This window comes from Pseudomonas sp. NPDC087358 (genome assembly GCF_044900785.1).
Lineage (GTDB): Bacteria > Pseudomonadota > Gammaproteobacteria > Pseudomonadales > Pseudomonadaceae > Aquipseudomonas.
In genome coordinates this window covers 317,086-331,164 of sequence record NZ_JBJDOA010000002.1, presented here as the reverse complement: position 1 = coordinate 331,164, position 14,079 = coordinate 317,086, and the positions used below count along the sequence as shown (strand labels likewise).

At 61.4% G+C, this 14,079-nt stretch carries 9 protein-coding genes; all 9 read left to right on the top strand.

Going from position 1 to position 14,079, the window contains the following annotated elements:
• Positions 1–285 precede the first annotated feature (285 nt).
• The 9 genes from ACI2KS_RS05130 to ACI2KS_RS05090 all read left to right on the top strand — a co-directional run bounded on the left by ACI2KS_RS05130 (position 286) and on the right by ACI2KS_RS05090 (position 13,917).
• On the top strand, positions 286–882 hold the full coding sequence (locus tag ACI2KS_RS05130; RefSeq protein WP_062384041.1) for a superoxide dismutase: 597 nt from the start codon (positions 286–288) through the stop codon (positions 880–882).
• 299 nt (positions 883–1,181) lie between these two features.
• Complete coding sequence (locus tag ACI2KS_RS05125; RefSeq protein WP_404617831.1) at positions 1,182–3,233, top strand: putative bifunctional diguanylate cyclase/phosphodiesterase; 2,052 nt, start codon at positions 1,182–1,184, stop codon at positions 3,231–3,233.
• A gap of 275 nt (positions 3,234–3,508) precedes the next feature.
• Positions 3,509–4,843, top strand: a complete 1,335-nt coding sequence (locus ACI2KS_RS05120; protein ID WP_404617829.1) for an imelysin family protein — start codon at positions 3,509–3,511, stop codon at positions 4,841–4,843.
• Between the two features lie 244 nt (positions 4,844–5,087).
• Complete coding sequence (locus tag ACI2KS_RS05115) at positions 5,088–5,627, top strand: AP2/ERF family transcription factor (RefSeq protein ID WP_404617827.1); 540 nt, start codon at positions 5,088–5,090, stop codon at positions 5,625–5,627.
• A 151-nt stretch (positions 5,628–5,778) separates the two neighbouring features.
• Complete coding sequence (locus tag ACI2KS_RS05110; protein WP_404617826.1) at positions 5,779–7,221, top strand: di-heme oxidoredictase family protein; 1,443 nt, start codon at positions 5,779–5,781, stop codon at positions 7,219–7,221.
• Positions 7,222–7,252: 31 nt separating this feature from the next.
• Positions 7,253–8,317 carry an imelysin family protein gene (locus tag ACI2KS_RS05105; RefSeq protein ID WP_404617824.1) on the top strand — a complete coding sequence of 355 codons (1,065 nt, stop codon included), beginning with the start codon at positions 7,253–7,255 and terminating at the stop codon, positions 8,315–8,317.
• A 1-nt stretch (position 8,318) separates the two neighbouring features.
• On the top strand, positions 8,319–9,416 hold the full coding sequence (locus ACI2KS_RS05100; protein ID WP_404617822.1) for a DUF1513 domain-containing protein: 1,098 nt from the start codon (positions 8,319–8,321) through the stop codon (positions 9,414–9,416).
• A 273-nt stretch (positions 9,417–9,689) separates the two neighbouring features.
• The gene (locus tag ACI2KS_RS05095; protein ID WP_404617820.1) at positions 9,690–10,841 is read left to right on the top strand and encodes an efflux RND transporter periplasmic adaptor subunit; all 1,152 of its coding nucleotides are present in this window, start codon (positions 9,690–9,692) and stop codon (positions 10,839–10,841) included.
• 28 nt (positions 10,842–10,869) lie between these two features.
• The gene (locus ACI2KS_RS05090; RefSeq protein WP_404617818.1) at positions 10,870–13,917 is read left to right on the top strand and encodes a multidrug efflux RND transporter permease subunit; all 3,048 of its coding nucleotides are present in this window, start codon (positions 10,870–10,872) and stop codon (positions 13,915–13,917) included.
• The last annotated feature ends 162 nt before the right edge of the window (positions 13,918–14,079 follow it).

The following is a 14,079-nucleotide window of genomic DNA, read 5'->3' as shown; positions in this document are numbered from 1 at the left end:
TCAGCAACCAATACGTCACCGATACAATGCGTTCGCTAGCAAGCCGTCTCCATCAGTTCGCGATGACCCACTGTGCAGTGCGCGCTTATAAAAAAATTCCAACGATTGGCGCACACAGCTCTGGAACCTCTATCCCACACAGTTGTTGCGTGGTTAAGGACCGGGGCCGGTGCTATGATCCAGCCCCTGCGTCGCAAAGAGTAAAAACTCGCCGACGCATGTTATGTCTGGCCGCCCGTGATCGGCCTTGCGCTCACCGCAACTGACCTGATTAGGAGAATTACCATGGCTTTCGAATTGCCGCCGCTGCCGTACGCACACGATGCTCTGGCACCGCACATCTCCAAGGAAACACTGGAATACCACCACGACAAGCACCACAACACCTACGTCGTGAACCTGAACAACCTGGTGCCTGGCACCGAGTTCGAAGGCAAGACACTGGAAGAAATCGTCAAATCTTCCTCGGGCGGTATCTTCAACAACGCAGCCCAGGTCTGGAACCACACCTTCTACTGGAACTGCCTGGCGCCAAACGCCGGCGGTCAACCGACTGGCGCGCTGGCCGATGCCATCAACGCAGCCTTCGGTTCGTTCGACAAGTTCAAGGAAGAGTTCAGCAAGACTTCCATCGGCACCTTCGGCTCCGGCTGGGGCTGGCTGGTGAAGAAGGCTGACGGTTCCCTGGCCCTGGCCAGCACCATCGGCGCCGGCAACCCGCTGACCAGCGGCGACACCCCGCTGCTGACCTGCGACGTCTGGGAGCACGCCTACTACATCGACTACCGTAACCTGCGTCCAAAATACGTCGAGGCGTTCTGGAACCTGGTGAACTGGAAGTTCGTGGCAGAGCAGTTCGAAGGCAAGGCCTTCACCGCCTGATCACTGGTTAGATAAAAAACCCGGCCATGGCCGGGTTTTTTTTCGCCTTCTGTTCATCCTTTAGGTATTGTCGCAAAGCGATAGCGGACTAATATCAGTTTCGATCCGATCCGACGAAACGAAGCTCAAGTTTCACCCCCGTTTTACCGACACACTACTGATAGCCTTACCTGCCCGCAGGTGAATCGTTATCGCAGAGCCAACGGTGCGGCGTGCTTGACGGCGCTTGACCCTGAGGTCTGCATTGCCAATGCTTGCAACAAGTCACCTGCTACCAGCATGGATGAAGGAATGCCCATTTGAAGCTGGAACTCAAAAACAGCTTGTCGGTGAAACTGCTGCGCGTGGTGCTCCTTTCGGCGCTGATCGTGGGCGTGGTACTGAGCTGCGCGCAGATTGTCTATGACGCTTACAAGACCCGACAGGCCGTCGCCACCGACGCCGGACGGATTCTCGACATGTTCCGCGACCCGTCGACCCAGGCCGTCTACAGCCTGGACCGGGAAATGGGCATGCAAGTCATCGAGGGCTTGTTCCAGGACAAGGCCGTGCGCATGGCCTCCATCGGTCATCCGAACGAAACCCTGCTGGCGGAGAAAACCCGCGACCTGCAGGCCTCGCCCACACGCTGGCTGACTGACCCGATTCTTGGGCAGGAGCGCAGTTTCACCACCCAACTGGTCGGCCGCAGCCCCTACAGTGAATACTACGGCGACTTGCGCATCACCCTGGATACCGCCACCTATGGCGAAGGCTTCCTGACCAATTCGATGATCATCTTCATCTCCGGCGTGCTGCGCGCGCTGGCCATGGGGCTGGTGCTGTATCTGGTCTATCACTGGCTGTTGACCAAGCCGCTGTCGCGCATTATCGAACACCTGACCAGCATCAACCCCGATCGTCCCAGCGAGCATCAGTTGCCGCTGCTCAAGGGTCATGAAAAGAACGAACTGGGCATCTGGGTCAACACCGCCAACCAGCTACTGGCCTCCATCGAGCGCAACACCAATCTGCGCCATGAAGCCGAATCCAGCCTGCTGCGCATGGCTCAGTATGACTTCCTCACCGGTCTGCCCAACCGCCAGCAACTGCAGCAGCAACTGGACAAGATCCTCATCGATGCCGGTCGCGTACAGCATCGCGTGGCGGTGCTGTGCGTGGGGCTGGACGATTTCAAAGGCATCAACGAGCAATTCAGCTATCAGACCGGCGATCAGCTGCTGCTGGCACTGGCTGATCGTCTGCGCGGACACAGCGGCCGCCTCGGCGCGCTGGCGCGGTTGGGCGGCGACCAGTTTGCGCTGGTGCAGGCCGATATCGAGCAACCCTACGAAGCCGCGGAACTGGCGCAGAACATTCTCGATGACCTGGAGGCGCCCTTCGCCCTGGATCAGCAAGAGATTCGCCTGCGCGCCACCATCGGCATCACCCTGTTTCCCGAAGACGGCGACAGCACCGAAAAGCTGCTGCAAAAAGCCGAACAGACCATGACCCTGGCCAAGACCCGGTCGCGCAACCGCTATCAGTTCTATATCGCCAGCGTCGACAGCGAAATGCGCCGTCGCCGTGAGCTGGAAAAAGACCTGCGCGAAGCCTTGGTACGCAACCAGTTCCACCTGGTCTATCAACCGCAGATCAGCTACCGCGACCATCGCGTGGTGGGTGTCGAGGCACTGATTCGCTGGACTCACCCGGAACACGGCTTCGTGCCACCGGACCAGTTCATTCCGCTGGCCGAGCAGAACGGCACCATCATCGCCATTGGCGAGTGGGTACTGGATCAGGCCTGCAAACAGCTGCGCGAATGGCACGACCAGGGCTTCGTCGACCTGCGCATGGCGGTGAACCTGTCCACCGTGCAGTTGCACCACTCCGAACTGCCAAGAGTGGTCAACAACCTCTTGCAGATCTACCGCCTGCCGCCGCGCAGCCTGGAACTGGAAGTTACCGAAACCGGCCTGATGGAAGACATCAGCACCGCTGCCCAGCACCTGCTCAGCCTGCGCCGCTCCGGCGCCTTGATCGCCATCGATGACTTCGGCACCGGCTATTCGTCGCTCAGCTACCTGAAAAGTCTGCCTCTGGACAAGATCAAGATCGACAAGAGCTTCGTGCAGGACCTGATCGACGACGATGACGACGCGACCATCGTGCGTGCCATCATCCAGCTGGGCAAAAGCCTGGGCATGCAGGTGATCGCCGAGGGCGTGGAAACCAGCGAACAGGAGGCCTATATCATTTCCGAGGGTTGCCACGAAGGTCAGGGCTATTTCTATAGCAAGCCCCTGCCGGCACGTGAGCTGCTGGCCTACCTCAAGCAGGCGCAGCGCACGCATCTCGGGGTCTTGTAAGGTGCGTGCGCGCTCTACCGTTCTGGCAGTGAACCTGTAGCAGTCCGACCTGCTGGCGGCTAGGTATGTGAAATCGCCACCGCCGGCAAGCCGGACTGCTACGGGGATGACATCGGCATAAGACCTGCCTCACATCCCTGTAACAGCTTGAAATACCTCCCCTGCCGTATCAGGGCATTTTGCCTTTACACAGAATGCAAATCCTTCGCATTATGGCGCAGCTTTTTTCTGGCGTTCGCCGCTATTCATCGCCCTTTTGCATGCAGGATCCCGTCATGATTCGTACGCCCCTGGCTACCGCCAGTCTGCTGGCCATCGCTATTGCCCTTGCCGGTTGTGATCAAGGCAAGGATAAACCCGCCGCGCCCGCTCCGGCTGCCGCCGCTGGCACCTCTGCTCCGGCGCCTGCGCCATCCCAGACCAGCGACGCCGCAACCAAGGCCGTTGTCGCCAACTACACGAACATCGTTTACGCGGTGTTCAGCGACGCCGAATCCACTGCCCGACAGCTCGGCACCGCGGTCGACGTCTTCCTCGCCACGCCGAACGATCAGACCCTCAAGGCGGCGCGCGATGCCTGGCTGGCGGCCCGTGTCCCTTACATGCAAAGCGAAGTGTTCCGCTTCGGCAACACCATCATCGACGACTGGGAAGGTCAGGTGAACGCCTGGCCCCTGGACGAAGGGCTGATCGACTACGTCGCCAAGGACTACCAGCACGCGCTGGGCAACCCGGGTGCTACCGCCAACCTCATCGCCAATACCTCCATACAGGTGGGCGAGGACAAGGTCGACGTCAGCGAAATCACCCCTGAAAAACTCGCCAGCCTGAATGAACTGGGCGGCGCCGAGGCCAACGTCGCCACGGGTTACCACGCCATCGAATTCCTGCTCTGGGGCCAGGACCTGCACGGCACCGGCCCGGGTGCCGGCGAGCGTCCCGCCAGCGATTACATCGAAGGACCGGGCGGCACCGGCGGTCACAACGATCGTCGCCGCGCGTATCTGAAGGCTGCCACCGACCTGCTGGTGAGCGACCTCCAAGAGATGGTCGGCAACTGGAAACCGGGCGTGGCCGACAACTACCGCGCCAGCCTTGAGGCCGAGCCGGCTGAAAGCGGGCTGCGCAAAATGCTCTTCGGCATGGGCAGCCTGTCTCTGGGCGAGTTGGCGGGCGAGCGCATGAAAGTCGCACTGGAAGCCAACTCCAGCGAAGACGAACATGACTGCTTCAGCGACAACACCCACCACTCGCACTTCTACAACGGCCTTGGCATCCGCAACGTGTACCTGGGCGAGTACACCCGCGTAGACGGCAGCAAGGTCAGCGGCCCAAGCCTGTCTTCGCTGGTGGCCAAGGCCGACGCCGCGACCGACACCACACTGCGCGCCGACTTCGACGCCACCCAGGCCAGGCTGCAAGCCATCGTCGATCACGCCAACAAGGGCGAGCACTTCGACCAGTTGATCGCCGCTGGCAACACTGCAGGCAATCAAGTGGTGCGTGACGCCATCGCCGCACTGGTCAAACAGACCGCTGGCATCGAGCAAGCGGCCGGCAAGCTGGGCATCACCGACCTGAATCCGGACAACGCCGATCACGCGTTCTGATTGATCCCGCCGCCGCGCGCCCCAGGGCGTCGTCGAACCCCGAACACCGCCGACCCATCACCGGGTCGGCATTTTTTTGCCCGCACAAAGCCTCCAAATGCCGGGTAAATGGAAGGGTTCAGAGGACCGATCCGTAAGTTCTGTAGGGCGTTTCCTGTTCACTCCTCGTCGGATTGAACGCCCCCTGTTCGCCACTGATCATGCGCACTTCCTTGACCCCATCCCATCCAGGAGGAGACAGAAAGTGCCCAAGAGAAACAAGAAAAGGCGCCGCGTTAGCAAGCTCAAAGCCAACGACTACGGCATTCATCTGCTGGTCGGCATCAAGGGGCCTCGCGCCTGGAAAGTGACGATCTATCGTGACGGCAGGACATTCAACAGACTGTTCTCATTCTCTCGCTACGGCGGCCGCGAGCCGGCCAGGGCAGCGGCCGATGCCTGCCGCGACCAGTTGCTGCTCGAGCATCTGCCCAGACTCAGCCGGGATATCCGTCAACGCATCATTGCCACTAACACCAGTGGTTATCCCGGCGTGCATTATCGCTGCTACACGGGCATTGGCTATTGGGTGGCGCGCACCACCCTGCGCAACGGCAGCAGCGTGACCAAGTCGTTTCGGGTCGAATACTACGGCTATGAACGGGCCAAGGAACTGGCGATCCGCGAACGCGAGCGACAGCTGGACAGCATCGGCGAATACCGGTGCTTCAAAGTGGTCGAGGGCGAACGGCGGATGATGCAATTGCTTATTGAAAACCCTTCCTTGGAAATTCCCGGCCTCTGAGAGCGGTCCGCTTGCGGCCTTCATCAAGGCTGACCGCTAATTGGTTACAACACGTTTCGAGAGCCACTTACAAACGCAAATCCCTCTTATTCCTCACAGACGGGGCTGGTAAGCTTGCTCGCCCCGATTCTCCCCCTTCTGCAGGTTGGCTATGACTGCGCGGTTTCGCCCTTCGCTTTTCCTGCTGGTGGCTAGCGCCCTTGGCGGGTGCGACGACGCCCCGCGTTTCGCTGCCGCCGAGCCCGGCGAGGCCCGCTCGGGTGGCTCGGCGACCGTCAACAGAAGCGATCGCAACGCGTTTTCCCTGCCCTCGGCCAACCTCTCACCCACCCGGCGACTGGACTTCAGTGTCGGCAACAGCTTCTTTCGCAACCCGTGGGTGATTGCCCCCTCGACCACCACCGCGCGCGATGGCCTCGGTCCGCTGTTCAACACCAACGCCTGCCAGAACTGCCACATCAGGGATGGCCGCGGGCACCCGCCCGAGCCAGGCGCCAACAATGCCGTGTCGATGCTGGTGCGCCTTTCCATACCCGACGAGCCCGGCAGCACAGCGCCTGCGTATGCCGAGCGCATCAGGCAACTGGGGCTGACGCCGGAGCCGGTGTATGGCAAACAACTGCAGGACATGGCCATTCCGGGCGTGACGCCAGAAGGCCGGGTGCGCGTGGTATACGACTCGATGACCGTACACTTTCGCGACGGCACGCCTGCGCAGTTGCGCCGTCCCACGTTGCAGATCACCCAGTTGGGTTATGGCCCGATGCATCCCCAGGCGCGCGCCTCGGCACGCATCGCCCCGCCGATGATCGGTCTTGGCCTGCTGGAGGCGATCCCCGAAGCGGCGATCCTGGCCAACGCCGACCCGGAAGACAAGAAAGGCACCGGCATCACCGGCACCGCCAACCGGGTCTGGGATGACGCGCTGCAGAAGACCGTCCTTGGCCGCTTTGGCTGGAAAGCTTCGCAACCGGGCATCAATCAGCAGAACGTCCATGCCCTGGCCAGTGACATGGGCCTGACGTCCAACCTGGCAACCGAGGACGATTGCACCCCGTCACAAACCGCCTGCCTGAATGCGCCCGACGGCAAAGGGCCTGACGGCGAGCCGGAAGTCAGCGACAACATCCTGCGACTGATCACCTTCTATACCCGCAATCTCGGCGTGCCGGCGCGCCGAGACGTCGCCGACCCGCAGGTGCTCGAAGGCAAGAATCTGTTCTTCAAGGCCGGCTGCCAACAGTGCCATACGCCGCAGTTCACCACTTCCGCCGATGCCGCAGAGCCGGAGCTGGCCAACCAGGTGATCCGCCCCTACACCGATCTGTTGCTCCACGACATGGGCGAAGGCCTGGCCGACAACCTCAGCGAATTCCAGGCCAGCGGCCAGCAGTGGCGAACCCCGCCGCTATGGGGCATCGGACTGACCGCAACCGTCAGTGGCCACACGCAGTTTCTGCACGACGGACGTGCCCGCAACCTGATGGAAGCGGTGCTCTGGCATGGCGGCGAAGCACTTCCCGCACAGCGTCAGGTCCTGGCCTTCGATGCACAACAGCGGGCCGCGCTGCTGGCCTTCCTCAATTCTCTATAAACGTATTCTCGGAAAAGATAAGGAGCCGGACATGTTCCGCCCCAAGCTGTTGTTCACCAGCCTCGCTGCCCTCGCGCTGAGTGCCTGTGCGCCGTCGGACCCGCAGGCCGTGACGTCCGCAGCCATCGCCAAACAGGTGATCCTGCCGACCTACAGCCGCTGGGTCGACGCCGACCGGCAGTTGGCGGTCAGCGCGCTGGCGTTCTGTCAGGGCAAATCCGATCTGGACACCGCCCGCGCCGACTTCCTCCACGCCCAGAAAGCCTGGGCGCAACTGCAGCCCCTGCTGATCGGCCCGCTGGCAGAGGGCAATCGCGCGTGGCAGATCCAGTTCTGGCCGGACAAAAAGAACCTGGTCGGGCGTCAGGTCGAGCAACTGGTCAGCGCACCACCGCAGATCAGCAGCGATGCGCTGGCCAAGTCCAGCGTCGTGGTTCAGGGCCTGTCGGCCTATGAGTACATCCTGTTCGATGCCGGGATCGACATGGCCAGCGTCGACCAGAAAGCCCGCTACTGCCCGTTGCTGATGGCCATTGGCGAACGTCAGAAATCCCTGGCCGAGGACATCCTCAACAGCTGGAACAGCACCGACGGCATGCTCGCGCAACTGAGCAAATTCCCCAACCAGCGTTACGCCGATTCTCACGAAGCCATCGCCGAATTACTGCGCGTACAGGTCACGGCGCTGGACAGCCTGAAGAAAAAACTCGGCACCCCGCTCGGCCGTCAGTCCAAGGGCGTGCCACAGCCATTCCAGGCCGAAGCCTGGCGCAGCAAAGCCTCACTGAGCAGCCTGCAGGCAAGCCTTGAGAGCGCCGAAACAGTTTGGTCGGGGGTCGACAACAAGGGCTTGCGCGGGCTGTTGCCTGCCGACCAAAAACCACTGGCCGACAAGATCGACGCTGCTTACGCGCAGAGCCGCAAACAACTGGCGGCCCTTAAGCCGCCGCTGGTGGATTTGCTGGCCAGTGAACAGGGTCGCCAGCAGTTGAATGCGTTCTACGACAGCCTCAACGTGGTTCATCGCCTGCATGAAGGTGAGTTGGCCAAGGCGTTGGGCATCCAGCTGGGTTTCAATGCCAACGATGGTGACTGATATGTTGCGACGTCAGGCGCTTGCCCTTGGCAGCCTGGTCCTGAGTGCCTGCACCCTGGGCGGCTGGACCCTGTTCAGGAACAAAGGTGACAACCCGCTGCTGCTGTCGGCCCGTGACGACGGTAATGGCCAGCACTATGCCGTGGGTTATCGGGTGGACGGCACTCAGGTGTTCGCCACCCGGGTGGCCCAGCGTTGCCACGACATCATCAATCACCCGCAGTTGCCGCTCGCGCTGTTCGTTGCCCGCCGACCCGGGACCGAAAGCTACCTGATCGACCTGCGTGACGGTCGCCTGTTGCAGACCATCAGCTCCAGACCGAACCGGCATTTCTATGGTCATGCCGTCATCCATCATCGCGGCGAATGGCTGTACGCCACCGAAAACGACACCACTGATCCGGGCCGCGGCTTGCTGGGTGTCTATCGGTTCGTCGGCGAGCGACTGGAGCACAGCGGTGAGATACCCACCCACGGCATCGGCCCGCATCAGGTGTCCTGGATGCCCGACGGCGAAACCCTGGCGGTGGCTAACGGCGGGATTCGTACCGAGGCCGAAAGCCGGGTCGAGATGAACCTCAATGCCATGCAACCGAGTCTGGTGCTGATGCACCGCGACGGCACGCTACTGAGCAAGGAGACGCTGGCCCAGCCGATGAACAGCGTACGCCACATGGCCATTGCCAGTGACGGCACCATCGTTGCCGGGCAGCAGTTCATGGGCCCTTCCCATGAATCGGCCGAGTTGCTGGCGATCAAGCGCCCCGGGCAGGCGTTTCAGGCGTTTCCGGTGGCCGAGCCACAACTGCAAGCCATGGCCCATTACACCGCCAGTGTCGCCATTCACAACGAACTGCGGCTGGTCGCCTTGACGGCGCCGAGGGGCAATCGATTCTTCATCTGGGATCTGGACAGCGGCGCGCTCCGACTGGACGCGCCGCTGCCCGATTGCGCAGGCGTGGGCGCCGTGGCCGACGGTTTTGTCGTGACCTCGGGCCAGGGCCGCTGTCGTTTCTATGATTGCCGCCAGAGCACATTGGTGGCCCAGCCGCTGGAACTGCCTGCAGGGTTGTGGGACAACCATTTGCATGTGATTTGAGAACTCTTGCCTTGAAGCCCAGCGGGCTTATTGCGGGCAAGGTGGAACGCCACCCCGGCCGCTCCTGCATTTGTTTAAACGTGCCATGGCCTGATGCACGAAGTCGATAGGCTTGGTGCACAGAGGCAAATTTTGCAATCTGCTCTAAAGACTGCCCGCTCGGTCTGTCAGAATGTGGCACGTTGCAAAAAATGTGGGAGCTGGCTTGCTCGCGAAAGCGCCCGCAGGGCATCAAATTCGCCTGATTCATCCGTTTTCCAAAGGAAGTGGAATATGTTGCGTCGCCGTATGTTGATCATGTTGGGAGTTGTCCTGATCGTGGTGCTGGCCCTGGGAGGGTACAAGGCATTCTCTATCTACAAACAGATCCAGCAATTCAGCGCCCCCAAACCCCCGATCAATGTCGCCGTAGCCGTGGTTCAGGAGCAACCTTGGCAGAGTCGGCTGCCGGCCATCGGCAGCCTCAAGGCGCTGCAGGGCGTGGACTTGAGCCTTGAGATCGCAGGGACGGTCAAGGCGGTGCTGTTCGAGTCCGGGCAGAAGGTCAAGCTCGGCCAGCCGCTGCTCCAGCTCGACAGCGAGGTCGAGAAAGCCCTGCTGGGCACCGCCGAAGCCGATCTGGGCCTGGCGCAGGTCGACTACGGTCGCGGCAGCAAGCTGGTGGGCGATGCCGCGATCTCCAGAGGCGAGTTCGACAAGCTCGCCGCCACCCAGAAAAAAGCCGCCGCCACCGTCGCCCAGCTGAACGCTTCGCTGGCCAAGAAGCGCATTCTGGCGCCCTTCAGCGGCACCATTGGCATTCGTCAGGTAGACGTCGGCGATTACCTGGCCAGCGGCACGGTCATCGCCACACTGCAAGACCTGAGCAGCCTGTACGCCGACTTCTACGTCCCGGAGCAGACACTGCCCCGGCTGGCCATCGGTCAGCAGGTGCAGGTCAGCGTCGCGGCCTACCCGGACAGCCTATTCAACGCCAGCATCAGCGCCATCAACCCCAAGGTCGAGGACGCCACACGCAACGTGCTGGTTCGCGCCACCCTGCCCAACCCCGACGGCAAACTGCTGCCTGGGATGTTCACCAATTTGCAGGTCATCCTGGGGCAGGACACCCGACAACTGGTCGTGCCTGAAAGCACTATCACTTACACGCTGTATGGCAACTCGGTGTATGTCGTGGTACCGAAAAAAGGCGCCGATGATCAGCCGCAAAACAACGACAAGGGTGAGCAGCAGCTCGCGGTGGAGCGGCGTTTTGTCGACACCGGCGAGCGGCGCGCCGGCCTGGTGATCATCAGCAAGGGATTGAAAGCGGGCGAGCAAGTGGTCACCGGAGGCCAGCTGAAACTCGATAACGGTGCGCATGTCGCCATCAGTGCCGATCAGGCAGCCCCCGCCGGGCAGAGCAGCCAACCAAAAGTTGACTGACCCAGGCTGACCGTTCAAAGGAGCTTCCATGGCATTTACCGATCCGTTCATCCGACGTCCCGTGCTCGCCAGCGTCATCAGCCTGCTGATCGTGCTGTTGGGTTTCCAGGCGTTCAGCAAGCTGACCATCCGCGAGTACCCGCAGATGGAAAACGCGCTGATCACCGTGACCACTGCTTACCCCGGCGCCAACGCCGAGACCATTCAGGGCTACATCACCCAACCGTTGCAGCAGAGTCTGGCCAGCGCCGAAGGCATCGACTACATGACCTCGGTCAGTCGGCAGAACTTCTCGGTAATCTCGATCTACGCGCGCATCGGCTCTAACAGCGACCGCCTGTACACCGAGCTGCTGGCCAAGGCCAACGAGGTGAAGAACAAGCTGCCGCAGGACGCCGAGGACCCGGTGTTGAGCAAGGAAGCAGCTGACGCTTCGGCGCTGATGTACATCAGCTTCTACAGCTCGGAGCTGAACAACCCGCAGATCACCGACTACCTGTCGCGGGTCATCCAGCCGAAGCTGGCGACGCTGCCGGGCATGGCCGAGGCCGAAATCCTCGGCAACCAGGTGTTCGCCATGCGCTTGTGGCTGGACCCGGTAAAGCTCGCCGGTTTCGGCCTGACCGCCAACGACGTGACCGATGCGGTGCGCAAATACAACTTCCTCTCCGCTGCCGGCGAAGTGAAAGGCGAATACGTGGTCACCAGCGTCAACGCCGCCACCGACCTGAAATCCCCGGAGACGTTTGCCGCGATTCCGTTGAAGACCGTCGGCGACAGCCGCGTGCTGCTGGGCGACGTCGCCCGGGTCGAAATGGGCGCGGAAAACTACGACTCCGTCAGCTCGTTCGACGGCATACCCTCGGTGTACATCGGCATCAAGGGCACGCCCGGCTCCAACCCGCTGGACGTGATCAAGGAAGTGCGGCGCATCATGCCGGATCTGGAAAGCCAGCTGCCGCCGAGCCTGAAAGTGTCCATCGCCTACGACGCCACGCTGTTCATCCAGGCGTCTATCCATGAGGTGGTGAAAATACTGATCGAGGCGGTGCTGATCGTCATCGTCGTGGTGTTCCTGTTTCTAGGGGCACTGCGTTCGGTGCTGATCCCGGTGATCACCATTCCGCTGTCGATGATCGGCGTGATGTTCTTCATGCAGATGATGGGCTACTCGATCAACCTGCTGACGCTGTTGGCCATGGTGCTGGCGATTGGTCTGGTGGTGGACGACGCGATCGTGGTGGTGGAGAACATTCATCGCCACATCGAGGAAGGCAAGACACCGTTCGATGCAGCCCTTGAAGGCGCGCGCGAGATCGCCATGCCAGTGGTCTCGATGACCATCACCCTGGCAGCGGTGTATGCACCGATCGGCTTTCTCGAAGGGCTGACCGGCGCGCTGTTCAAGGAGTTCGCCCTGACGCTGGCTGGCGCCGTGGTGATTTCGGGCATCGTTGCCCTGACCCTGTCACCGATGATGTGCGCGCTGCTGCTGCGTCATGAACACAACCCCAGCGGTCTGGCGCACCGCCTCGACACGATTTTCGACGGCCTCAAGCTGCGTTATCAGCGTCTGCTGCACGGCACGCTGAACACCCGGCCGGTGGTGATCGTCTTCGCCGTGCTGGTGCTGTGCCTGATCCCGGTGTTTCTCAAGTTCAGCCAGTCGCAACTGGCGCCGGACGAGGATCAGGGCATCATCTTCATGATGGCGACCTCGCCACAGCCCACCAACCTGGATTACATGAACAAGTACACCAACCAGTTCATCGACATCTTCAAGGCGTTCCCGGAGTACTACTCATCGTTCCAGATCAACGGCTTCAACGGCGTGCAGACCGGCGTCGGCGGTTTTCTGCTCAAGCCATGGGACGAACGCAGCCGTACGCAAATGCAACTGCTGCCCGAGGTCCAGGCCAAACTGGGACAGATCACCGGGCTGCAGATCTTCGGCTTCAACCTGCCATCGTTGCCGGGCACCGGTGAGGGCCTGCCATTCCAGTTCGTGATCAACACGCCAAACGATTACGCCGCCTTGCTTGAGGTGGTCAACCGGATCAAGAAACGCGCCACCGACTCGGGCAAGTTCGCCTTCCTGGACCTTGACCTTGCGTTCGACAAACCTGAAGTGGTGGTCGATATCGACCGCGCCAAGGCGGCACAGATGGGCGTCTCGATGCAGGATCTGGGCGGCACCCTGGCAACATTGCTGGGGGAGGCGGAGATCAATCGCTTTACCATCGACGGGCGCAGCTACAAGGTCATTGCCCAGGTGGAGCGCGCCTACCGCGACAACCCGCAGTGGCTGGCCAACTATTACGTGAAAAACGCCGAGGGCAAGATGCTGCCACTGTCGACGCTGATCAAGGTCAGTGACCGCGCCAGGCCGCGTCAACTCAACCAGTTCCAGCAGCTCAACGCGGCGATCATCTCCGGTTTTCCGCTGGTGAGCATGGGTGAGGCCATCGAGACGGTTCGCCAGATTGCCATCGAGGAGGCACCTGCCGGTTTTGCTTATGACTATGCCGGAGCATCGCGTCAGTTCGTCCAGGAAGGCAGCGCCTTGTGGGTGACCTTCGCGCTGGCGCTGGCGATTATTTTCCTGGTGCTTGCCGCGCAGTTCGAGAGCTTCCGCGACCCGTTAGTGATTCTGGTGACGGTGCCGCTGTCGATCTGCGGGGCGCTGATACCGCTGTTTCTTGGCGTATCGACGCTGAACATCTACACCCAGGTCGGGCTGGTCACGCTGATCGGGCTGATTACCAAGCACGGGATTCTGATTGTCGAGTTCGCCAATCAGCTGCGCCGCGACAAGGGCCTGAGTGTGCGCGAGGCCGTGGAGGAAGCGGCGGCGATTCGTCTGCGTCCGGTGCTGATGACCACCGCGGCGATGGTGTTCGGCATGGTGCCATTGATTCTGGCGACCGGCGCGGGCGCTGTCAGTCGTTTCGATATCGGCATGGTGATCGCGACCGGGATGTCGGTAGGCACCTTGTTTACCCTGTTCGTGCTGCCGTGCGTGTATACGCTGCTGGCTGCGAAGGATGAGCCGAGTGTTGCCGCGAAACCCTTGTAGGAGGCCGCTTGCTGGCGAATCGGGTCTGCCCGTCAACACCGATAGTGCTGACCGAACACATTCGCCAGCAAGCCGGCCCCTACGGCCTTCGGCCAGAAACGCATCGTGGTAGATCTGCATGAAAAAAGCCCCGAACGATCGGGGCTTTTCAGTCAGGGAGTT